This window comes from Rossellomorea sp. H136, assembly GCF_056838065.1.
On sequence record NZ_CM166371.1, the window covers coordinates 2,915,449 to 2,936,419 of the forward strand.

A 20,971-nucleotide genomic window follows, 5' to 3' on the forward strand; every position below is an offset into this window, starting at 1 on the left:
ATTTAAAAATTTCGAGGGTGGGATCGTACGCAAGTAGACTGCCCTCAAGGAGGGTCTACTATGATCAAGAAACGTGAATTACATGAGTGTCATGAGCTCTATGACCTGATGGTGCATCCGGATGTCTTCCCTTTCGTGCGTCAAAAAGCTCATTCCTATGAGGAGCTCCTATTCTTAACGAAACAAACGATTGAAGCTGAGGAACGTGGAGAACTCATTTCACGAACAATTTTGGACGAATGGGGCAGCCCGATCGGAACGATAAACTTATTTGATATTCAAGAAAATGCTGGATTCCTGGGAACTTGGATCGGCAAACCCTATCATGGAAAAGGATACAATCAACCAGCCAAAGATGCATTCTTCGCTGAACTTTTCTTCGAATTAGGAATGGAAACCATATTCATGAGAATCCGCAAAGTGAATACCCGCTCCCAAAAAGCAGCAGAAAAACTTCCTTATGTCCTAAAAGCGAATGAAACAAGAAAATCTCTTTACGAACAATTAAATTCTCATGAAGAAGTTTATGATTTGTATGAAATCCCTAAAGACTTATACACTCTTTATCTATATCAGCATCAACAATCCCAAGAAGAAGAGCAAGCATTGGAAGCATAGGATATAAACCGATTTCCGTATAAGGAAATCGGTTTTTTGCTTCAAAAACAATATATATCATACCCAAAGATGAAGACTTACCCTCTCACAGTTTCAACTGAAAGACCAACGATATTATCCCGGAAAAATTATTATAGCTCACAAAAAATAGGAGCTGCTCATAGTTGACGGCAGCTCCTACTTTTATTTCTTTTTCGCTACTTTCTCGAAATACAAGTTTCTTACGACATAGGTTTTATAGTTTTCCAATTTTCTTTTTTCCAGTGGATGATAATTGATTCCCATCTTTTTAAGCTCTTGAAGGTACCACCCTTTTGAAAATTGATAAGCCATTGTACCTCTCCCCTTCAACCATTTATATACTATATGCTTAAAGGAGGGTACAATGACTTTTTATCGGGACATAGATGAAAGTTCCTCATACATGTCTTGTATGGTATAAGCTTTTTGACCTTTTTCCATGTTGTGGATATAGGTATCTCGATTTTCCTTTAACTCCTTGACTTTCACGAGGAAGCTCGCTTCGGTCAGCTCTTCTTCTTCCAGCTTTAATGCATATCCATGCTTTACGAAGCTATTAGCATTAAGGATCTGATCTCCCCGACTGGCTTCCCTTGATAGTGGAATCAGTAACATTGGTTTTTTCAACGCAAGAAATTCAAAGATCGAATTAGATCCCGCACGCGAAATCACATAATCTGTCATCGCTAAATAGTGAGGAAGCTCACCTTTTATGAATTCATATTGTCGATAGCCTTTTTGGGTATAAGTTTCATCGATATTCCCTTTACCGCATATGTGTATGATTTGAAAATGGGATATCAGGTCATCCAGATTCCCTCTTACCGCTTCGTTAATTTTTCTTGCACCAAGACTCCCACCCATAATCATCAATACAGGCTTATCTTCATAATACCCGGTTAATCGTTTTCCTTCCCGTGCATCTCCTGTAAACAACTCTTCACGTATGATCGCTCCTGCACATAATGATTTATCACTTGGAAGTGATTGAACCGTTTCAGGAAAAGTGGTGAAGATTTTGGTGGCAAATGGAACCGCTAATTTGTTCGCGAGTCCAGGTGTTACATCCGATTCATGAATCGCTACTGGAATCTTTGTAATCTTGGCAGCCATGACGACGGGAACGGAAACAAATCCCCCTTTTGAAAAGATGATGTCTGGTTTCGTCTTTCGAATGACAGCTAATGCATCGAACACTCCCTTCATCACCCGGAATGGATCCGAAAAGTTTTTCCATGAAAAATATCGTCTGAGCTTCCCGCTTGAAATACTTTCGTACGGAATATGAGGAAACTGTTCTGTTATGATTTCCTTTTCGATTCCGTCTTCCGATCCAATATACGTTATCTCCCAGCCTTCTTTTTCAAAGTGTGGGATCAGTGCCGTGTTTACCGTAACGTGACCTGCTGATCCACCACCTGTAAATAAAATACGTTTACTCATATGTATAAACTCCTAACTCGATTTTCTACTTACCTTATCTTTCATCATTATACACTTTACCAAAAATATCTGGGTCATAGAACTACGAAATTTTGACAAAAGGATAGGGTCCGTCAACCGGAACTCTGTCAATCACTGCAACTATCGTGGTTGAACGTTGGTTACAAGCCCGGCGTCGTAGTGGTTCATCTGGAATAAAACTTTCTCAATGATGGACGGGGAGACCCTGACATCTGCATCAAGTCATTTTCTTCCTCCCTGAGAAGTAATCTTTTCTAAACCCATTATCTCGAAGTCATCCATTAATATGCATATTTGACTCTCTATCACTTGAAAATATGATACAGTATGATAGTGAATTTATCATATGTTCAAGGGGACGTTTAGTAAAGGAGTTCATTCTATGAGAGAAACACACACTATTAAAGATAAAATCAAACAATTTTCCCTTATACTCATTCCCATTCTGGTCACCCAGCTTGGAATGTTTGCGATGAATTTCTTTGACACCATCATGTCAGGGAAGTATTCTCCCACCGACCTGGCAGGCGTCGCCATAGGTTCTTCCCCTTTGGGTCCCGGTATTTACAGGGTTAAGTGGCATCCTTCTCGCGGTTACCCCAATCGTTGCTCAATTAATAGGAGGAGGAAATAAGAAAGACGTTCCTCACACTGTGCTTCAAGGCGTATATGCTGCCATTGCTCTATCACTTTTCGTAATGATTGTCGGTGCATTCGTTCTCAACCCAATTCTGAATGGAATGAATATAGAAACACAGGTCCGTACTGTAGCCAAGGATTACCTTATTGGACTTTCATTTGGAATGATTCCATTGTTCATCTATAATGTGCTGAGATCGTTTATTGATGCTTTAGGGATGACAAGGGTCACCATGTTTATTACACTGCTTTCTCTTCCGATCAATGTGGTATTTAATTATATACTGATTTTCGGAAAACTCGGTTTCCCTGCATTAGGGGGAGTAGGTGCGGGTTATGCTTCAGCCATCACATATTGGGTCATTACTCTTATTGCCTTTTGGGTCGTGCATACGAAAAGTCCGTTTAACCATTTCTTTGTTTTTAAAACCCTTCATAAGCCTAACCTTCTTAAGTGGAAAGAGCTCTTTCAAATCGGGGTACCCATCGGTTTATCGATTTTCTTTGAAGTAAGCATTTTTTCTGCCGTTACTTTGTTGATGAGCAACTATGACACCGTTGTTATTGCAGCTCATCAAGCAGCGATCAATTTTGCATCCTTTCTCTATATGATCCCTCTTAGTATTTCCATGGCATTAACCATTGTTGTAGGGTTTGAAATCGGGGCGAAAAGGCTACGGGATGCAAAGATCTACAGCTGGATGGGGGTAAGCTTTGCATTACTATTGGCAGGCATATATGGTGTGATCTTGCTCGTGTTCCGTTCAGAAATCTCGTACCTTTATTCAGATGATGCATATGTATTGGAATTAACGGCTCATTTCTTATTGTATGCCGTATTCTTTCAGCTATCAGATGCCATTCAGGCTCCGGTACAAGGGGCACTTAGGGGATACAAGGATGTTAATATCACCTTTGTGATGGCGCTCATATCCTATTGGGTGATTGGATTACCGCTGGGTTATTTCCTGGCAAACTACACTGACTTTGGTCCATACGGATTTTGGCTAGGTCTGACATCCGGATTAACAGCAGGTGCCATGACATTGTCAGCCAGACTATTATTCATACAAAAAAAGTATCGAAAACAATATAGCATTAAAAGTGAATAAATCCATAAATTAAATGAATAGACACTTCAGATTTTTTTCTGCCGTGTCTATTCTTTCATTCACTGACGAAATACCTTTCCCAGTACATCCTTGCCCCCTGTAACGGGAATGATGGAGCCGGTAATAAAATCAGATTCTTCTTTACAAAGAAAAGAAATGATCCTCGAAAGGTCTTCCCCAGTTCCTGGTCGCCCGACCGGTGTGCCCGGATCTTGATGTTTTTTAGCTTTATGGATCTCCTCTTCTTTCCATTCGCCTACGATATCCCCAGGGCAGATCATATTGGCGGTTATTCCATTACGAGCTTCTTCTATTGATATCGTTTTCGTAAAGGAAGCGAGTCCCGCTTTTGCTGCCGCAAACGCGGAACGATAGATCCAACCTGGTGCTGTTTCAACTCGATCATAACCAAACGTAATGATTCTTCCCCAGTTCTTTTCACGCATTTTAGGAATGATCAGCCTGGATAAATAAAAAACGCTATTTAGATTTCCATTTACTATGTAATTCCATTCTTCCGGGGAATAATCAGCAAATGACTTCCTCTCTTTCACGTAAGGACCTGCATTATGAATTAAGATATCGATACTTTTCACTTCATTCCATATCTCCGTTACCATTCGTTCACATTCTTCCGTTACAGAAATATCACCTTTGATCGCTATTAATTTATTGTTAAATTTCTCCTTCAAGTTGGAAACAAGGTCTTTAACAAATTGATCGTTTTGTTTGTAGTTAATAATAACGGTATAGCCTTGTTTCGAGAATTCCTCTACCGTTCGCCGGCCGATCCCCTTCGAACCTCCCGTTATAAGCACAACTTTTTCTTTCATCAAGCTCACTCCACGTACTCGTTATACTTCAATAGTAAGAATGATTAAGCTGAATTGCAAATGTGAGCTCTTAATTCGTGTGTTCATGAACTTGTACGCACTATTCTTTGTATATCTTTCCTAGTTGAGTGAAAACCTAATCTCAAACTTTCTTTGCTAGGCTTTGTTGCGCCAAATTGTGAACACCACTTAAATTTTCAAGAGGATAAACACACAAAAAAACAACCTCTCCAAAAGAGAGGCTGCTTTCATGATTGTGTTATATTATTTACCAATGAACTGTTGAGTCCAGTAGTTACCGTTTTCTACATGTCCTACACCGATATGAGTGTAGTTTGAGCTTAAGATATTTTTACGGTGACCATCACTGTCCATCCATGCTTGTACTACTTCTTCCGGAGTAGGTTGACCCATAGCGATGTTTTCACCAGCAGAGCTATATTCAATGCCGAACTGCTTCATCATGTCGAATGGTGAACCGTACGTCGGGCTATCATGGGAGAAGTAGTTATTCGCTTGCATATCACGAGACTTTTCACGTGCAACTTTGCTTAGCTCAGTATCTACTTTAAGAGCAGGAAGACCTTGCTTAGCACGCTCTTGATTTGTTAATTCTACTACTTTTTGCTCATATTGGCTTAATTGACCTGTTTCTTCACTAGCCTGCTGTTCTGGTTGTTGTTGCTGTTCGTTTCCTGCAGGTGTTGGTGCTGGTGCTTCTGCTTTAGGAGCTGGAGCTGGTGCCTCTGCTTTTGGTGCTTCTTCTTTAGGAGCTGGTACTGGCGCTTCTGCTTTTGGTGCTTCCTTAGCAGGCGCTGGTGCTGCCTGAGCTTTAGGAGCTTGTCCATTTAACAGCTCTTGTACATTAATATTCTTACCATCGATTTGGTATTTTGCTAGAGTATCTTGTACAAATTTATTTAAATCTTCTTGATTACCACTATATTTAAATGCGTTCACTTGTTGTGTAACCTTATCTGTTGGACATGGTGCTGCAGCGTCAGCTTTACCTGCCGCGAATGGTGCTGCTAATAAAGTGAATGCTGTTGCAGTTGAAATCATCATTTTCTTATTCATAAAAATGAATTCCTCCTTAGTGAATGTGTTTTTCTTTGCTGCACATTCATCATACCACCCTGTTTTTGTTACATTTACGGGAGAACTTGGTAACTAGAAATCAATTGTTCTATTTTGAAAGACAATTATTCTATAGTACTATAGTAATCACTGATTCTAGTAGGGAGAAATGTATTTCTGAAATGATTTACTTACATTTCCAATGATTGTATTATTTAGTCTTGAAGACTAATAATTACCTGTATATCAATATTGACAGCTTTTTATAGGTCCTATCATTGTAACGGATGTTACAGTAACATTTCACATAACATACGATTTTACCCTAAAGATAGGTATTCATTACATTTTTTGTCAGATTCGATTATGATATATCCTTCTACATGAAAGCCAAGACGTTTTAATTGTCTAACCCCTACATTGCATTCAATAGGATTACTCCCCATTACCAAGATAGGACCATCAGGGATGTCGCGGGAATGCCGGCTTATATATCCACATGGGATTGCTATAATGTTATCGCAATCCTCTTTTGAAGAATCCTGATAATCCCGGACATCCACCACTACTTGTCGGGAAGTTACCTCAAGAGAAGACCGTTGTTTCGTTCTAACAGGGAAATATCGATAGTACATCATATAAGAAAGTGCACTAAATAGAAGTAAGCTTATTACTAGCCCTCAATTATGCCTAAACTTCTAAATGTCTTTATGTATCTCCGTTCAATTGTGAGACTATTTCAAGATGTACCTTTATTAATGAAACTTTCTCTTCACTCGTCAGGTCCGATTCAATGATTCTCTTGGTAGCTGAGAGGTGTTTTTCTTCTTTTGATTTACGTACTCTTGGATGACTATTGCCGTCCAATAATTCACGTTTAATTGTTTCCTTCAGGATCTTTTCTGAAGAATTACCCTCACTTATTAATAATCTGTTTTTCCATATCTGTCTGTAGGCCTCTAATAATGCATCGAATGATTCTAATCTCATGTTCAAACAACCCTTACATAAAAAGTTTATTTATAAAGCATACTAGAAAAAAAAAGAAAGGTGATGTACATGACTACACCCTATCGCTGTCCCAACTGTAAAACGAATCGCACTCGGTTTAATATTATACAACAAGTATCTCAGAGTGTGAAACTCGATCCTGCCTCTGGAGAAGTTGTACAAAGTTATGAAGAAGGGCAGATCGAGCCCTTTCATCTAGCATATAATGGACCGGATTTAAAAGTACAATGTGCCGCTTGCGGTTTAGTAGAGGATGAGATGACGTTTAAGAAATTTGGAGAAAGTTCGATGTAATTCATATTAAAAAGGGGTAACTGGTTGGCACTGTGTTTGAGTACAGACCCACCCGGATACCCCCTTTTCTTATTTGGAACTGGAGCCAATCAATGATTGGAAGCTTCTTTAAGCTTTGTTTCTTTCTCTTCTTCAGTTACATCTTTATTCGACATACGTAAAGGGATTTCGTTCATAAAGAACGTTAATACAAAACCAACAAGAAGAATGATAGCACCAATAAAGAAGACATTGGTTAAAGCGAAACTTAACGACTCTCTCACTCCTTCGAGAATGGTTGAGTAAATCCCTTGGAATTCTTTAGGTAATGTTGATTGTAATTCTTTTAATTTCTCTCCATTCATAATATTTTGAGGATCCTGTAGCTGCTTCAGCACTCCTGATGTTTCAGGATTCGTAAGTAGAGGTGAGTCTTTCACTTCAGACATTTTCTCAGTCATCTTTGAAGACATGGAAGTATTCATCACGGTACCCATGATGGCTACACCAATCGTACCGCCTATTTGTCTGAATAATTGGGTCGCAGCGGTAGCCACACCAAGGAACTTATGCTGGACAGCGTTTTGAACCGTTAAAGTGAACACAGGGAAGCTCAGCCCGAGACCTGTTCCTACTATAATAATATTGATTAGAGCCGTTGTATTGGTTGTGTTCGTATCCATAAAGGATAAAAGAATCATTCCTGCACTCATTACGAACAAACCGATTAGCGCTAGAAATTTATATCTGCCTGTCTTAGTGATGATCTGTCCACCAACTGTACTTGCGATCACCATACTTAATGTCATCGGCATCATCACCAAGCCCGACTTAGTGGCAGATGTCCCCATGACCCCTTGAATAAAGAACGGCATATACATAATGGCTCCAAACATCCCGGCACCCAGGATAAATCCAATGATATTGGATAAGGTAAAGATTTTATTCTTGAACAATTGAAGTGGAAGAACGGGATTGCTTGCTTTCTTTTCCGTAATGATAAATAAAACAAGAAATAACACCGTAGCTGATAATAACCCTATTATCGGAAGGGAAACCCATTCATAATCATTTCCACCCCAAGTAAAGGCCAATAGTAATGGAATAATAGTCAGAGTGAGCATAATGGAACCTAAGTAGTCCACTTTCAATCCTCTATTTGGCTTCTGTGAAGGAAACATTTTGTAAATCATTCCAAAGGCGATGAAACCTACTGGAAGGAAGACCCAGAATACCCAGTGCCAGTCTGCATTATCAACGATCCAGCCTCCTAATGTTGGGCCGAACACACTTGCGAGACCAAATACACTACTCATTAAACCTTGCCATTTCCCTCTTTCCCGAGGCGAAAATAAGTCTCCTACAGCCGTAAACGCAGTAGACATGATCATCCCGGCTCCAAAGCCCTGAATCCCCCTGAAGATGATTAATTGCAGGATTGAGGAAGAAAGTCCATTCAAGAATGACCCGATCATAAAAACACCGATACCAAGGAGGATGAATGGCTTTCTTCCATACATATCCGATAATTTCCCTACTAAAATAGCTGTAACCGAACTGGTTAACATAAAGATTGTAAATACCCAGCTATAGTAGTCAATCCCGCCGATTTCAGAAATGATTCGTGGTAAAGCGGTTCCCACTATCGTTTGATTCAATGCTGCGAATAACATGGCTGACATGATGGCTATCATGATCATTACTTTTTTTCGATGTTCTAAGTGCTCCATTTTTAAGTCTCCCTTAATATTTATAATAAGAATAATTCACTTACTTAAGTAATTAAGCATAATAGAAGGGATGACCCGATCCGGTCAACCCTTGCTCTCTCATGCTTACACTTATTACTTACGATTTGATGCTAATAGTTTTTCAAACAGTTCAATCAGGTGGTTTATCTCTTCTTTATCAAATTTCACAAATAGTTCCTGAAAGTATTGAGTCTTTTTTTCTTCACATTGAGAAAGCATTGCTTCGCCCTGGGGTGTCAGAGCTAACTCTACTACTCTACGATCTTCGTTAGACCGCATTCTTGTGATATAGCCTTTTTCTACTAATGTATCTGTAATGGAAGTAATATGACTTGCCGATACTTCCATACGTTTGGATATTTCAGAGGATTTCAATGCCCCATTCTCGCTAATGAGCTGTAGGACCCGAAATTCTCCATTGGAAATGAACTCACCAAAAATGGTTCGAATATCTGATTTCATCATTCTAAAAACGGATCTAAATAATCGCTCTAACTCGAACATTTCTTTTCCCACTAAAAATCGACCTTTCTCACTTCTTCCACTGAATAAATAGTTCACTAAGTTAACTATTATAGTTTAAACAATTTCTTCTGTTCTGTCAATGGTTATGAACCGGTCAAGACCATGACGGTTCTGACCCCCACCCTGGAGAATAGAATGATACTGATCGATAGTCCGATCCCACATAGGAGTCCTGTCAGCAACCGTAACGAATTAGAACTGGTTCTCCATTTCCACTTCTGGGTGTATCCATCTGCCAGTAGAGGGATGATGAGCATCCCCACATAAAGCAAATGAACGAATGTTACCAAAGGGAAATACAACCATACGAACGGGATCCCGATGAGGATTCCCAAGAGAATACCCATACAGCGGAAACATAAGGGAAATTGTTTCCCCCAGACGACGAGTGAACGTTCTCGTATTCTATGACAGGGCATAAAGGATAATGTAAGGAAGCCTTTCACTCTATTCCCTCCTATGGACTGCAGTCCGGTGAATCACAGTCAAATTTCTTTCCACGTGGAAAAGGAAGACAGTCAGGTGAATAAATTGCACAGTCCCAACAATCATTTGACCTTTCCCTATTATGTTTTTTTCGCTGATAATACACGATCGTTGATATAAACATGATGACACTAAGTACGATTAGGCCGGTAAAGATGATGAGCTGCAGTGTTGTCTCATGTATACTTAACCCGTAGAGTCCACCGATAAATATGATTAGTTCTACACTAAACAATAGAAACACCATGAATTGTTTCTCCACCCCTTAGGTTATTCGATTATATCTATCTCCTGCAATGAACGTATTACTTCTGTTTTATGTAAATTTTCTCCAATTATGACGAAATTGGTAGGATATTTCATATCTCCCGGCATAAATAAAGGCATACCATATGAATATTGAAACAAGGTTGGATTTGTTCGACCCTGTAATGGAACATACCCCTTCATTCTATAAATGCTGTCAGGTTGATTTTTAACCCATTCTTCAAACGCTTCTCCATTGACTGATCCATTGAATGTATATACGATTGCTTGTAAGGTTAAGTGCTCGCCGATGGGTGCTTTCTCGTAGGAACCGTTACGGTTATCCGCTTCTAAAGAAAATAGAACTTTCATAGAGACCTTTGAATAGTTCGTTAAGTACACTTTAGCATTTGGGTTGATTTGCTGAAGTTCATACGAGAATGTTCCCTGCTCCATCTCTGTAAGCAAATCCATCTTATTTGCCACAATATATTGAGCATGGCGAATTTGTTCCCTCATCAAATGTAAGACGGCTGGACTGAATCCACCCCTATTTTTCCACTGGAGTCCATCCACAACAGTAACAATCCCCCTAAATTCGAACTGATTTGCAAACAGTGGGGATAAGATGGAATCGACAACCTCAACGGGATGGGCTGCTCCTGTTGTTTCAATTACCAGTACATCGAAATTTTCGTTAAGCAGTAATTCCTGAAGCTGTGACTCCAGCTTTTCTGATATGGTGCAGCATATACATCCATCAAGCAACTCCCGTAAAGCCGTATCTTTTTCAACTTCATCACTATCGATGGATACACTTCCTAATTCATTCATTAATACAGCCGGTTTTTTATCCTGGTCCTTTAAGGCTTGAAGTAAATTTTTTAATAACGTCGTTTTTCCGCTTCCAAGGAATCCGGATAGTATATAAACATCTTTCTTCATTTAATCTTCCTCTCTATAGATCCTATACACATTCTATTAGAAAGAGCTTGTGAACACAATGAAGGTATTTTGTAAGGCTCTATTTACAAAGTTTGTGGCTATCCTAGACATGAAAGCAGTAGTTGATATACGGGGAATTGCGGTGAGTTTTCGTGGTTTCACCCTCAGGATCAGTATAATTCCCAAAGAAGTGAATTTTTCATGAGTTTGTAGTTTGAAAACAAGACCGTTCCTTTCCGCTCCAGGCACAAGATTCCCCGGGGAGGAAGTCAAGCCTCCTCGGGCTTTGCCCTGCGGGGTCTCGACCTTTCCTCTATCTCCCGCAGGAGTCAAGTGCCTTCCGCTACAATCCACTCTGTGCTACTACATTCTTACTGCTAATGAGTATAGATAAACAAAACACAAAAAGCTCCTATTGTATATCCATGTATGGAGCCCCAAGGTATTTGGAACCAAATGATTTCGCTATGATTGCCTATATCCTTTAGATGACTAAAAAAGAACGATTAACAATCTTATCAGTAGAAAGTCTTTTTTCTCCCACGGTAGATAACCTCTTGTAAAAAGACCAGTGATTGTTTTCTATTGATTGTTTTTTCAATTATAAGCTCTGTCAGGTAGTTTTCTTATAGATGGGGGGAACTGCGTAAATTCCTACGGAAGTACGGTCGTGCCGAGACCCCGTTCGGCTAAGCTGAGGAGGCTCGGCCGAACGCTAGCTGCATGCGGAGCGGTTCCCTTCACCATCCAGCAGTTACTAATGGACAGAGTCAAAGCAGACCTTATGTTAAGAAAAATAAACTTTTAGAAAAGAGCAATTGTAACAAGCGTTTTATTATCTTTACACGCATAGAATGAAATAAAAAGGAATTGAGTCAACTAAGATAATTTATGGATGCTGATTTCTTAAATTTATCACAATAAAAGACCGTTCCATTACGGCAGAATTATTAAACATGTGAGTACTAAAAAGGTGGGGTTGTCATTGTACTATGAGAAGATTGTTCCGCTTAAGTTAAGGGACTTTTTGAAGAACCCTTCTCATGAAACATTGAGGGATCTGTTGCTTCATAATACAGGTGAGACGGATTATGTGGACTTCAAATCAGATTGGATTGAATTCACAAAAATGGCGAAGCATATTCTGGCTATCTCTAATTCAGGAGGCGGATGCATCATTATAGGAGTGATGCAATATGATGATGGATCATTAGATTTAAAGGGATTGTCAGATGAGGAATTTTTAGATAAAGCAGATGTTGATAATAAACTACAGCATCTGCTTCCAAAATATTTACGTTATCGCACCGAGGATTTCATTTTCCCCAAAGGGATTCACCCTTTGTTGAGCTTGAAACGGTTCCAGGTTCTCATCATTGACTATGATCCACGATACGTTCCATATACCTCTATTGTGACAAGAGGTGAATTACGGTATGGGGCCATTTATGCCAGACAAGGGACGAAGACAATCGAGGCCAGCCACGAAAAATTGGTGGACGTAATTCTCCGCAAAGTCCAGTCCGGTGGGTCGGATAGTGATGAGCGTACATTAAGAGAACATCTGGAGCACCTTAAAATTCTGCATTTGGAACATGACCAAGCCGAAGACCTGAAGTACAAAAAATATCTGCATGATTTGATTATAAGAAAGATGAAGAAGATAGAAACTTTCCTGGACCTGGATTCATCCGAATTTCATTCTTGGTAAATCACTCAACCGTTTTCAGAAACTCACTGATGGCTTCTAGATTCTTCTGTTCATCCATGTCTAATACCTGCCCTGCATTCACAGTAGAAAGATCCGTAAAGCTCCCTTCTATCGGTACTCGAAGTGTTTCCACCCGCTCTACGGGATGTAGCATTAATGAAATTCCATACTTTATTACTTCACTCAATGGTGTAGAGGTTTCTACGTTATTTAAACCTTCTCTCATAATGGAAACAACGGTTGTAATTCCTTCGCCGGACTGCATTTGCTCCATTAGACTTTTTTCTGCTAAAGCCATTATTTCCTGCTGTCTCTCCACTCGTCCAAAATCGGTTTTAATGTCTCCCCTAAACCTTACATATTGTAAGATTTCTTCTCCTTTTAACACTTGCTTTCCGGGATCCTTTGACCATTTCCAATACTTGATCATCGGTTCTGACACTGTAACCCCGACCCCTTTTGGAAAAACGAAATCCATCACGTTTATGAAATCATTAAAATCTACTTTTACGGTATGGTGAACATCTATGTTGAAATTATTTTTTATCGTTTCAGCCAGGAGCTCTTCTCCCCCCCATGTATACGCATGATTAATTTTGCTCTTTTCAAATCCAGGAATGTTTACAAATGTATCCCTCATGATGGACAGAATCTTGATGGATGTCGATTGTGGAGAATATTGAGCAACCATTAATACATCTGCGCGGGCAGGTTCGTTCTTTCGTTGATCTGAACCGATTAGAAGTACATTTACAGGAGATTTTTTATCCTGAAGGATTAAAGGAAAAATCGATTCCTCCTTTTTATCTAAGGAATGCTTTTGCGATTGAACTTCTTCTTTGGGTGCCCGTTGTTCTCCCTCACCCCAGAATGGCGAACAACTTACAACAATGAATACAGAAAATAATAAAGTCAGCAGTAACGCTGATTTTTTCATTACATCACCTCATATATACTCTCATTGTTGGTACATCTCATATATTATATACGAGTAAGAAGAAACCAATAGCCAAAAAAAGATCTCAGGTGCTTTCACCTGAGATCTTCCACTTAATTATTTTGGTTTAATTCTTCAATCGCTTTTTTCACTTGTGGATCGTTTTCTTTTAGTTTATCTCGGAGGTTGGACATAAGCTTAACCGTCGTCTCAGCATTTAACGTTCCAGTTACCTTTAGTTCATTCTTTTCCTGGAACTGCTTAACCGCTTTTGTCGTATCTTCATCGTAATATCCATCAACGTTTCCTGGATTCAAGTCCAGTGCATTGAGCATTTGCTCTGCTGTTTTCACCTGATCCGATAGGTCTGATTCCTTCAGTTCCTTTTCAGGATTGATGTATGGAAGCTGCGCATATTCCGGCATCTTCACTTCAATATCGGGAGTGATCCCCTTTTCATGAATCCAATTGCCATCTGGCGTTAACCATTTAGCCGTTGTAAACTTCATGTTAGATCCATCTTGGAAGGTTTCGGCTGTTTGTACCGTTCCCTTACCAAAGGTTTTCGTTCCAACAAGGGGAATATCGTTTGACTCACTTACAGCAGCTGCTAAGATTTCGGCAGCACTCGCGCTTCCACCATCAACAAGAACAGCTGTTGGCACATCTATCTTCTGCCCTGATTCGGAAACATACTTTTCCACTTTACCATTGCTGTCTTCTACTTGGAATAAAACTTTACCTTCAGGAACAAACAAGTTAGAGATTTTCACAGCTTGATCCAGTAATCCACCCGGATTTTGTCTTAAATCAAGAACAAGTTTTTTCATACCTTTTTCGTTCATTTCATTTAAAGCTTCCGTTAATTCTTTATACGTATTCTCCGAAAAGCTCGTAATTTGAATTTCAGCTACTCCATTTTCTTTCATTTCTGCATAAACCGTTTCAATTGGAATTTCATCCCTTGTAATGGTTACTTGCATTGGCTTATCCTGACCTGGTCGCTGAATGGTCAATGTAACCTTTGTCCCTTTTTCACCACGAATGAGTAGTACCGCATCGGTGACAGACATTCCTTGAATACTTTTGTCATCCACTTTCGTAATTGTATCGTTCGGCTGTAATCCGGCTTTCTCTGCCGGAGAACCTTTTATGGGAGAAACGATGGATATATATCCTTCTTTCTCTTGTATTTCTGCACCGATTCCTTCGAAAGAAGAAGAGATGCTTTCCTGGAACTTTTCAGCTTCTTCTACATTCATATAATCAGAATAAGGATCACCCACACTATCAAGCATCCCATTTATAGCACCGTTTACTAAGGTGTCCTGATCAAGGTCTTTAAAGTAATTTTCATTTAACTTATCATACGCTTCATAAAGTTTTTGAAACTCTGAACGTTCGGTTACTCCTACATTTACTGCCTTCTCGTCTCCAAACGCCAGTGCAAATGTTGTAATTCCTGCAGTTGCAAATACAAGGAAAAACAAGAGCATAACAAATTTAAACTTCTTCATTTTTATAAAACTTGAATGGGTTTCTTGTTGTGACTGATCTGTCTTATCTTGTTCCAAAGCTTTCCACCACTTTCGTTGCTATGTATCTTGTGTGAATTTAACGACTACACTATCACGAAACAGCTATATGAGCAATCTTCCAGCTCATAGCTTCTTTATTCTATCAGCTTTTCAATATTAACGAAAGGAAAATCCATTGTCATGATTATGATGCGTCAAAATCGTTGTAAAAAAACCTACTGTACTGACAGCAAATAAAGAATATAAGAAAGACTCCGTACCGATGATCGGCCAGCCAACCATCAGCACGATGCTATCAAAAGCAAAAATTAATTTTCCTACATTCATTTGAAAACTTTTTCCAATCAGTTGAGCTAATAAATCAGATCCTCCCGTGGCGGAGTTTCCTTTTAACATAAGGCCGATTCCAATTCCAACAAATGTCCCCCCTAAGAATGCGCTCATAAGCGGGGAAAAAGTTAAAATATTCTTCCACTGATAAAAAAAGTCTATCATTAACGAGGATAACCAGAGACCGTGAATACTATTATAGAAAAGTTTTCTGTCCACAAAAAAAGCCAGCATATATAACGGCACACTCAGTAAGATTATCGTGAGGCCCGGCTTAAAACCAAACCAGTAATGGGCAATAAGGCCAATCCCAATCATACCCCCGTCCAGGAAATGATGCGGCACGAAAAAAAGATTGATGCCGATTCCTACAAACACACTTCCTAAGATAATAATGCTAAAAGTCCTAAACATACGTTTCACCCGCTCACCTCAAACTGGGACAGCCCCTATTATTGTTGTATGTGAACATTTGAAAAAACAGAACAACCCAAGGGCGGAATGATTTAATAAGTGACGCCATTATCAATCACAAGTGACACAGAAAAGGGCCAGAAGCCAAAAGCCCCTAACCCTTAAAAAATCATTATATCTTTTTCACATTATTGAAATATTCCTCTAGAGACCAATTGTTTTCATGAATGACTTTAGCTGCATCCTTACCAACATACCTGAAATGCCAGGGCTCATATTGGTATTGTGTAATTGAAACCTTATCTTCAGGATAACGAAGAATGAACCCAAATTTATAGGCGTTTTCAGCAAGCCATTTTCCTTCCTTCGTATCAGCAAATTCAATGTTTACTTGGAAGTTATTACTTTGACTTGAAATGTCCATGGCTAATCCGGATTGATGCTCACTTTGTCCTGGAGGTGCCACGGCCATTACAGCTTTCTCTTCTCCGAATTGAGCAATTTCTCTTTCCAGCAGCATTTTTTGATATTCATACGAACGATAACCTGAAATAGCCGTTAGTAGAATTCCTTGTGATTTGGCTTCAGCGAACATTTCCTCCAGCTGTACTGCCGCTTCTTTACGAAGATACGCCTTTTCAAGTTCTTGATTACCAAATACGAACGGAACTTTTGGGCGAACCAAATCAGTTGGTTTGTATTCATCTAATGCATATTCCTTATTTACTAGCGCTAAAAGGTTGGAAGGATTTTGAATCACTTGTTTTCCATCCACTACTTTCACATCATTAAAGTATTGAGACTCTAATTGTAGTTCAGGAGGAACTGTTTCTTCCTCTGAAGTGGGAGACTGATCTTCTTCCGGTTGATCTCCTGGAGTTTGCTGCTTAGGCACTTCTTCTTTCGTTTTTTGTTGTTTCTGGCCAAATAAATTCTCTGACCAATCTTGTACTTGCGAACATCCCGATAACATTATCAAGGAAGCAGCCGTTACGAAGATGATCTTTTTCATACTTTCACCTAGTTTCTCTAAAATGTTTCCAACCAATATCTTATCATGTAATAAGATTTCTGTAAGCAGGATATACTTCACAAAAATTAAAAACTGCCTATAAACCCAAAAGTGGGAATGTAAGCAGTTTCTTTTGATCGTAAATGGACCTACTCTTGAATAGCAGCTTCCAATGCAACTTCAATCATTTCATTAAATGTTGTTTGACGCTCATCTGCAGTTGTTTCTTCACCTGTTAAGATATGATCACTGACTGTAAGTACAGATAATGCATTGCGTCCAAATTTTGAAGCTAAAGTGTATAAAGCTGACGTTTCCATTTCAATTGCCAAGATGCCGTATTGAGCCCATTTTTCATGCTCTGCATTGTCATTGTAGAACATGTCGGCAGTAAATACATTTCCGACCTTTAAGTTCAGGCCTTTTTCCACACCGGCATCATAAGCACGTTTAAGTAGATCGAAATTAGCTGTCGGTGCATAGTCAATCCCGTTAAACGTTAATCGGTTCATTTGAGAATCAGTTGATGAGGTCATAGCCAGAATGACGTCACGAACTTTAACATCCTTTTGGATAGCACCACAAGTTCCGACACGTATCAGGTTTTGTACGTTATAGCTTTGCATCAATTCGTTGATATAAATGGAAATGGAAGGTACGCCCATGCCTGTCCCTTGAACCGAAATTCTTTTCCCTTTGTATGTCCCAGTGTATCCAAACATATTACGAACCTCATTGTAACAGGTTGGATTTTCCAGAAATGTTTCAGCAATGTATTTTGCTCTAAGTGGATCTCCTGGTAATAAAACCGTTTCTGCTATTTCATTTTCTTTTGCATTTATATGTATACTCAATTTTCTTTTCCTCCTATCAAGTCTGTTGAAACACCATTGTAATCCTTTTTTATTTCTTATGCAACGCTTGAAAATGGAAGGATAGAAAGCAGTGCATGGGGTCAAACTAACGACAGAAGGAGGGATTCACATGGCTAAAGAAAAAATGAGTAAGAAACTGAAGCAAGCAGTTCAGCATGCAAATGAAACTAACCCTTCTACCCGTACAGGGACACAACCTAACTCTTCAAGAACTGAAAGACTTAAATCATAACGGGGAGGAAGATTTCTATGGGTAAAAAACACCGAAACAGAATTAATGCTCCTAAGAAAAATAACCATATCCCAAAAGAAGCACTGGATGCAGAGCACAATGCACATGCTAAGGAAAATTCAGCTCAGAACCGGAAAAACGGTCCGGGTAATCACATATAAATATTGCTAATAAAATAAAGGAAAGAATCTTACCTAGATGGAAGATTCTTTCCTTTATTTCGTTATTCCATATTTAATGAATCAAGATCCTATTCACTCTTTTCCATCCATTTGGCTGAAGGCGATAATAATAATGACCTCTCCGCCCCTCGTCAATAAAGATAATATCACGTGTAGCAATGTATCTGCCCTGATAATCTTTTGGAACCAAATCTGGTACATTAAATGTTCTGAACGTTTTATACAGGGCTTCTTCATGATTATTTGCTTCAACCGAGATTCGATATACCTTTTCATAGCCTTTATCCTCTCCATACTTTGGAGTTTGGAAAATGGTCATGTCATAGGTAGACCTTAAAAGCTTAGGACGAATGATTTTTTCAAGTAAAGGCATGAGCACCCCTCCGTCATTATGTTGTACTCATACTATTACACATAGACCTTGTCGAATCCTTCATGGAAACATAGGAATCTTTGTCGAATCGATCCCTTAAGCGAATTTATTTATCACATCTTTCAGTTTAGATGAGAGATGTGGGATATCTGTCGTTCTAATTGTCAGTCTGACCATGGATTCGTCCATTTCAAGGGCTTCTGCTAAGAATCCACCTAACCCTCTTGCCCGTCGATCCACTTCCAGAAGGAGATCCACTTGTTCTTCCGATTGATTCAGGAACATCACTTCAAGTTCATCTAATTTTCGTTGATATGGACCATTGACCGGTACGAATTCGAATTCCTGTATGAATGGATAGCGACCTCTGTAGCGGCGTGGTGCCTGCTCACATTCAACCTTACGAATCCTGAAGCCCAGTTCCTGAACAGATGTGAGCACTGCATTCGTCAATTCATTCGGTAAGATTTCAATATAATCTTTGTCTTTAGGATCAACTGCATTTTTAATATCCAAGCCAGTGGCTACCCACACCCTTGTATTTCCATACGTGATCGGGGTTTCAAATGGTAAGGTAAAGGAAAAAGGAAACTGTTTCTTTTCATTTTCGCCGATAGTAAACGGCTCGGATATTTGCACTTTTTGAATGGGAGCATAATCAGTATACTTTTTGTCATCTGATTCACGAATATATGTAGTAAAGAGCGTTAAATAGATAGCATCGATATTCTGATCTGCGCTCCCTCCTGTAATTTCTACAATACCTTTTGCTGTTTCCCCTGCTTGATAGCTTGATTTTTCTAATTTTGTATCTACTGTAGCTGCTCCGATTCCTATTGAAGCAAACACTTTGTTAAAAAAAGACATTTGATTTTCCTCCTCGATTATCTTTCTTGTAATGTTTCAATCACTCGGTATAATTCCACCAGGATTTCCTCAGCGTCCATAAACCCTGAATCAATTTGCAGAAGTCTTCTGATCACCATCTTTGTATCATGATGAATGGCAAGTTCTTCTTCCCAGCTTCTCTCCTTTTTCATAGTTGGTTCATAAGAAGAATACAATAAAAATAGCAGAAAATGCCCGATTGCGTAGAAATCACTCTTCTTCGATTTATCCCTCATATAATCCTTATGTTTCCCTGGGATAGTCTCTGATGTTTCATTCATTTCACAAGCAAGACCAAAGTCTATTATTTGAAGCGTTCCATGATCCAGTAAAATATTAGGGATTCTTAAGTCACGATGGACGTATCCATTTTCATGGATCCATTGTACTAGGTTAACCAATTGTACACCTAACGTTAGTGATTCTCCCTCCGAGTATGTTTTTCCTTCCATAAAAATTAACTCCTCAAATGTTTGACCGTGCATTTTTTCCATAACGAAATAAGGAGTCTTCCTATACTCACCTGTTGTATAAACAGATGGAAACCGGGGATGGGATAAAGTTTGTAGTGCATTTATTTCATTTTGAACATATTGGGCGTGATTAGAAAATAACTTTTTGTAAGGGCGAATTCTTTTTAGTATGGCCTCTTTTCCACTAGAGTGTTCGATGACCGAGTAAGTTGTACCATAGCTTCCTTTTCCAACTAATCGGATAATATGGTAGCCATTGATGTTTTCTCCAGGTTTCCACGTCTGTTCAAAGCCATCGATCAGTCTGCGAAAAAGCGTGTGTACCATAACCTGTTTCCTCTCATTCCATCAACTGCTAAAAAAGCTGGAAAAAAAGCTTTTACTCTTATGCTTCTTATAATGCTGATGTCCAAAATGTTTATGTTTAGGTGATTTATACTTTCTCCACGCATCACTGGAGCTGTACCGATGATGTTTCGAACCTAACAGACTTTTGATTATTTTCCTTAACATAAGCAAACCTCCCAAGAATGTTTCTTATCCACTTGTATTACTATATACGTTTCATTTAGAAATTAGTTTCAAACATAAATATATATCTTAGTGGAGCGTGATAATCTGCTTTCACACGCCTTGTCCAAAAAAGGGCAAAATGTGTTTTTCTCATTTCTTGAGTTGTGTAACGTAGCCATTTTTCACCATTCCCTCAGCGGATCGAGAGCAGATTACTGGACACAAATTCATTCGAAAGAAGATAAAAAAACTCGTCTATATAGTCCCACTTTATGTTCTGTTTGGGATAACATGCCTTCTTTCACACTCTCTATGTCTGACTGGTTTATTGACCAGCCGATCGAAGTGATGGCACCTCATTTGACGATGATGATACCTGATCGTTTTTCTATGACAAAAAAGTGGAAAGCGTTGACCTCATTTCTTGTGAATCTAAAGAGGGATTAACTCAAAATATAGTGCCTCGATGTTTTTCTGCCACCCGAAAAACAT

Annotated in this window: 25 protein-coding genes and 1 pseudogene; 7 read left to right on the forward strand and 19 right to left on the reverse strand. The window is 39.1% G+C overall.

Annotated features, from left to right (window positions below; translation table 11 throughout):
• Positions 1-60: 60 nt before the first annotated feature.
• Positions 61-618 carry a GNAT family N-acetyltransferase gene (locus ACYH0O_RS14840; protein ID WP_149156809.1) on the forward strand — a complete coding sequence of 186 codons (558 nt, stop codon included), beginning with the start codon at positions 61-63 and terminating at the stop codon, positions 616-618.
• Between the two features lie 183 nt (positions 619-801).
• Here the strand turns inward: ACYH0O_RS14840 and ACYH0O_RS14845 are convergent, their stop codons facing one another.
• Together ACYH0O_RS14845 and ACYH0O_RS14850 are read right to left on the reverse strand one after the other, a co-directional pair.
• Positions 802-951, reverse strand: a complete 150-nt coding sequence (locus tag ACYH0O_RS14845; protein ID WP_149156810.1) for a DUF2639 domain-containing protein — start codon at positions 949-951, stop codon at positions 802-804.
• Positions 952-1,011: 60 nt separating this feature from the next.
• Positions 1,012-2,082, reverse strand: a complete 1,071-nt coding sequence (locus ACYH0O_RS14850; protein ID WP_482629345.1) for an undecaprenyldiphospho-muramoylpentapeptide beta-N-acetylglucosaminyltransferase — start codon at positions 2,080-2,082, stop codon at positions 1,012-1,014.
• Between the two features lie 403 nt (positions 2,083-2,485).
• On the opposite strand from ACYH0O_RS14850, the pseudogene ACYH0O_RS14855 reads away from it, so the two are divergent.
• Positions 2,486-3,854: pseudogene (locus ACYH0O_RS14855) on the forward strand (MATE family efflux transporter).
• Positions 3,855-3,913: 59 nt separating this feature from the next.
• Here ACYH0O_RS14855 and ACYH0O_RS14860 read toward each other — a convergent pair.
• From ACYH0O_RS14860 to ACYH0O_RS14875, 4 genes are all read right to left on the reverse strand, one after another.
• A complete protein-coding gene (locus ACYH0O_RS14860; RefSeq protein ID WP_482629346.1) occupies positions 3,914-4,687 on the reverse strand; it encodes an SDR family oxidoreductase in 774 nt (257 codons plus the stop codon).
• Positions 4,688-4,951: 264 nt separating this feature from the next.
• On the reverse strand, positions 4,952-5,764 hold the full coding sequence (locus ACYH0O_RS14865; RefSeq protein ID WP_482629347.1) for a CAP domain-containing protein: 813 nt from the start codon (positions 5,762-5,764) through the stop codon (positions 4,952-4,954).
• 320 nt (positions 5,765-6,084) lie between these two features.
• Positions 6,085-6,402, reverse strand: a complete 318-nt coding sequence (locus ACYH0O_RS14870; RefSeq protein WP_482629348.1) for a hypothetical protein — start codon at positions 6,400-6,402, stop codon at positions 6,085-6,087.
• A gap of 70 nt (positions 6,403-6,472) precedes the next feature.
• On the reverse strand, positions 6,473-6,754 hold the full coding sequence (locus ACYH0O_RS14875; protein WP_482629349.1) for a hypothetical protein: 282 nt from the start codon (positions 6,752-6,754) through the stop codon (positions 6,473-6,475).
• 69 nt (positions 6,755-6,823) lie between these two features.
• Between ACYH0O_RS14875 and ACYH0O_RS14880 the strand changes: the two genes are divergently transcribed.
• Positions 6,824-7,069: a DNA alkylation repair protein gene (locus ACYH0O_RS14880; protein ID WP_149156817.1), complete on the forward strand. Its 246-nt coding sequence runs from the start codon at positions 6,824-6,826 to the stop codon at positions 7,067-7,069.
• Between the two features lie 89 nt (positions 7,070-7,158).
• On the opposite strand, the gene ACYH0O_RS14885 is transcribed toward ACYH0O_RS14880, so the two are convergent.
• From ACYH0O_RS14885 to ACYH0O_RS14905, 5 genes are all read right to left on the reverse strand, one after another.
• A complete protein-coding gene (locus ACYH0O_RS14885) occupies positions 7,159-8,778 on the reverse strand; it encodes an MDR family MFS transporter (protein ID WP_482629350.1) in 1,620 nt (539 codons plus the stop codon).
• Between the two features lie 114 nt (positions 8,779-8,892).
• Positions 8,893-9,315 carry a MarR family winged helix-turn-helix transcriptional regulator gene (locus tag ACYH0O_RS14890; protein ID WP_426890731.1) on the reverse strand — a complete coding sequence of 141 codons (423 nt, stop codon included), beginning with the start codon at positions 9,313-9,315 and terminating at the stop codon, positions 8,893-8,895.
• Positions 9,316-9,407: 92 nt separating this feature from the next.
• The gene (locus ACYH0O_RS14895; RefSeq protein WP_482629351.1) at positions 9,408-9,770 is read right to left on the reverse strand and encodes a DUF2085 domain-containing protein; all 363 of its coding nucleotides are present in this window, start codon (positions 9,768-9,770) and stop codon (positions 9,408-9,410) included.
• Positions 9,771-9,781: 11 nt separating this feature from the next.
• Positions 9,782-10,057 (reverse strand): hypothetical protein, encoded by a 276-nt coding sequence (locus tag ACYH0O_RS14900; RefSeq protein ID WP_482629352.1) that lies wholly within the window; start codon positions 10,055-10,057, stop codon positions 9,782-9,784.
• A 23-nt stretch (positions 10,058-10,080) separates the two neighbouring features.
• Entirely contained in the window at positions 10,081-11,001 is a 921-nt protein-coding gene (locus tag ACYH0O_RS14905) for a CobW family GTP-binding protein (RefSeq protein ID WP_482629353.1), read from the reverse strand.
• A 985-nt stretch (positions 11,002-11,986) separates the two neighbouring features.
• Between ACYH0O_RS14905 and ACYH0O_RS14910 the strand changes: the two genes are divergently transcribed.
• A complete protein-coding gene (locus ACYH0O_RS14910) occupies positions 11,987-12,712 on the forward strand; it encodes an AlbA family DNA-binding domain-containing protein (RefSeq protein WP_149156822.1) in 726 nt (241 codons plus the stop codon).
• Position 12,713: 1 nt separating this feature from the next.
• Here ACYH0O_RS14910 and ACYH0O_RS14915 read toward each other — a convergent pair whose 3' ends face one another.
• The 5 genes from ACYH0O_RS14915 to deoD all read right to left on the reverse strand — a co-directional run bounded on the left by ACYH0O_RS14915 (position 12,714) and on the right by deoD (position 17,797).
• Positions 12,714-13,649 (reverse strand): LCP family protein, encoded by a 936-nt coding sequence (locus tag ACYH0O_RS14915; protein WP_482629354.1) that lies wholly within the window; start codon positions 13,647-13,649, stop codon positions 12,714-12,716.
• A 113-nt stretch (positions 13,650-13,762) separates the two neighbouring features.
• The gene (locus tag ACYH0O_RS14920) at positions 13,763-15,223 is read right to left on the reverse strand and encodes a lmo1851 family serine protease (protein WP_482629355.1); all 1,461 of its coding nucleotides are present in this window, start codon (positions 15,221-15,223) and stop codon (positions 13,763-13,765) included.
• Between the two features lie 120 nt (positions 15,224-15,343).
• Positions 15,344-15,931 (reverse strand): YitT family protein, encoded by a 588-nt coding sequence (locus tag ACYH0O_RS14925; RefSeq protein ID WP_482629356.1) that lies wholly within the window; start codon positions 15,929-15,931, stop codon positions 15,344-15,346.
• A 172-nt stretch (positions 15,932-16,103) separates the two neighbouring features.
• The gene (locus ACYH0O_RS14930) at positions 16,104-16,943 is read right to left on the reverse strand and encodes a M15 family metallopeptidase (RefSeq protein WP_482629357.1); all 840 of its coding nucleotides are present in this window, start codon (positions 16,941-16,943) and stop codon (positions 16,104-16,106) included.
• Between the two features lie 149 nt (positions 16,944-17,092).
• A complete protein-coding gene (deoD, locus tag ACYH0O_RS14935) occupies positions 17,093-17,797 on the reverse strand; it encodes a purine-nucleoside phosphorylase (RefSeq protein ID WP_149156826.1) in 705 nt (234 codons plus the stop codon).
• A gap of 130 nt (positions 17,798-17,927) precedes the next feature.
• Here deoD and ACYH0O_RS14940 point away from each other — a divergent pair, with 130 nt between their 5' ends.
• Positions 17,928-18,050 (forward strand): hypothetical protein, encoded by a 123-nt coding sequence (locus ACYH0O_RS14940; protein ID WP_262371772.1) that lies wholly within the window; start codon positions 17,928-17,930, stop codon positions 18,048-18,050.
• 17 nt (positions 18,051-18,067) lie between these two features.
• Positions 18,068-18,211 carry a hypothetical protein gene (locus ACYH0O_RS14945; protein WP_187443262.1) on the forward strand — a complete coding sequence of 48 codons (144 nt, stop codon included), beginning with the start codon at positions 18,068-18,070 and terminating at the stop codon, positions 18,209-18,211.
• Between the two features lie 73 nt (positions 18,212-18,284).
• Here ACYH0O_RS14945 and ACYH0O_RS14950 read toward each other — a convergent pair whose 3' ends face one another.
• The 3 genes from ACYH0O_RS14950 to ACYH0O_RS14960 form a co-directional block, all read right to left on the reverse strand.
• Complete coding sequence (locus ACYH0O_RS14950; RefSeq protein ID WP_482629358.1) at positions 18,285-18,605, reverse strand: hypothetical protein; 321 nt, start codon at positions 18,603-18,605, stop codon at positions 18,285-18,287.
• 96 nt (positions 18,606-18,701) lie between these two features.
• Positions 18,702-19,472, reverse strand: a complete 771-nt coding sequence (locus tag ACYH0O_RS14955; protein WP_149156828.1) for a sporulation protein — start codon at positions 19,470-19,472, stop codon at positions 18,702-18,704.
• A 17-nt stretch (positions 19,473-19,489) separates the two neighbouring features.
• Positions 19,490-20,293 (reverse strand): serine/threonine protein kinase, encoded by an 804-nt coding sequence (locus tag ACYH0O_RS14960; protein WP_482629359.1) that lies wholly within the window; start codon positions 20,291-20,293, stop codon positions 19,490-19,492.
• Between the two features lie 327 nt (positions 20,294-20,620).
• Between ACYH0O_RS14960 and ACYH0O_RS14965 the strand changes: the two genes are divergently transcribed.
• Positions 20,621-20,926, forward strand: a complete 306-nt coding sequence (locus ACYH0O_RS14965; RefSeq protein ID WP_482629360.1) for a hypothetical protein — start codon at positions 20,621-20,623, stop codon at positions 20,924-20,926.
• Positions 20,927-20,971 lie beyond the last annotated feature (45 nt).

What these genes read in the sequence shown, in the direction of transcription:
- ACYH0O_RS14885 (WP_482629350.1), bottom strand. Translation starts at nt 8,778, where the DNA reads ATGGAGCACTTAGAACATCGAAAAAAAGTAATGATCATGATAGCCATC.
- ACYH0O_RS14925 (WP_482629356.1), bottom strand. Translation starts at nt 15,931, where the DNA reads ATGTTTAGGACTTTTAGCATTATTATCTTAGGAAGTGTGTTTGTAGGA.
- ACYH0O_RS14870 (WP_482629348.1), bottom strand. Translation starts at nt 6,402, where the DNA reads ATGATGTACTATCGATATTTCCCTGTTAGAACGAAACAACGGTCTTCT.
- ACYH0O_RS14945 (WP_187443262.1), top strand. Translation starts at nt 18,068, where the DNA reads ATGGGTAAAAAACACCGAAACAGAATTAATGCTCCTAAGAAAAATAAC.
- ACYH0O_RS14860 (WP_482629346.1), bottom strand. Translation starts at nt 4,687, where the DNA reads ATGAAAGAAAAAGTTGTGCTTATAACGGGAGGTTCGAAGGGGATCGGC.
- ACYH0O_RS14900 (WP_482629352.1), bottom strand. Translation starts at nt 10,057, where the DNA reads ATGGTGTTTCTATTGTTTAGTGTAGAACTAATCATATTTATCGGTGGA.
- ACYH0O_RS14845 (WP_149156810.1), bottom strand. Translation starts at nt 951, where the DNA reads ATGGCTTATCAATTTTCAAAAGGGTGGTACCTTCAAGAGCTTAAAAAG.
- ACYH0O_RS14840 (WP_149156809.1), top strand. Translation starts at nt 61, where the DNA reads ATGATCAAGAAACGTGAATTACATGAGTGTCATGAGCTCTATGACCTG.
- ACYH0O_RS14850 (WP_482629345.1), bottom strand. Translation starts at nt 2,082, where the DNA reads ATGAGTAAACGTATTTTATTTACAGGTGGTGGATCAGCAGGTCACGTT.
- ACYH0O_RS14880 (WP_149156817.1), top strand. Translation starts at nt 6,824, where the DNA reads ATGACTACACCCTATCGCTGTCCCAACTGTAAAACGAATCGCACTCGG.
- ACYH0O_RS14915 (WP_482629354.1), bottom strand. Translation starts at nt 13,649, where the DNA reads ATGAAAAAATCAGCGTTACTGCTGACTTTATTATTTTCTGTATTCATT.
- ACYH0O_RS14955 (WP_149156828.1), bottom strand. Translation starts at nt 19,472, where the DNA reads ATGTCTTTTTTTAACAAAGTGTTTGCTTCAATAGGAATCGGAGCAGCT.
- ACYH0O_RS14960 (WP_482629359.1), bottom strand. Translation starts at nt 20,293, where the DNA reads ATGGTACACACGCTTTTTCGCAGACTGATCGATGGCTTTGAACAGACG.
- ACYH0O_RS14950 (WP_482629358.1), bottom strand. Translation starts at nt 18,605, where the DNA reads ATGCCTTTACTTGAAAAAATCATTCGTCCTAAGCTTTTAAGGTCTACC.
- ACYH0O_RS14930 (WP_482629357.1), bottom strand. Translation starts at nt 16,943, where the DNA reads ATGAAAAAGATCATCTTCGTAACGGCTGCTTCCTTGATAATGTTATCG.
- ACYH0O_RS14940 (WP_262371772.1), top strand. Translation starts at nt 17,928, where the DNA reads ATGGCTAAAGAAAAAATGAGTAAGAAACTGAAGCAAGCAGTTCAGCAT.
- ACYH0O_RS14865 (WP_482629347.1), bottom strand. Translation starts at nt 5,764, where the DNA reads ATGAATAAGAAAATGATGATTTCAACTGCAACAGCATTCACTTTATTA.
- ACYH0O_RS14905 (WP_482629353.1), bottom strand. Translation starts at nt 11,001, where the DNA reads ATGAAGAAAGATGTTTATATACTATCCGGATTCCTTGGAAGCGGAAAA.
- ACYH0O_RS14875 (WP_482629349.1), bottom strand. Translation starts at nt 6,754, where the DNA reads ATGAGATTAGAATCATTCGATGCATTATTAGAGGCCTACAGACAGATA.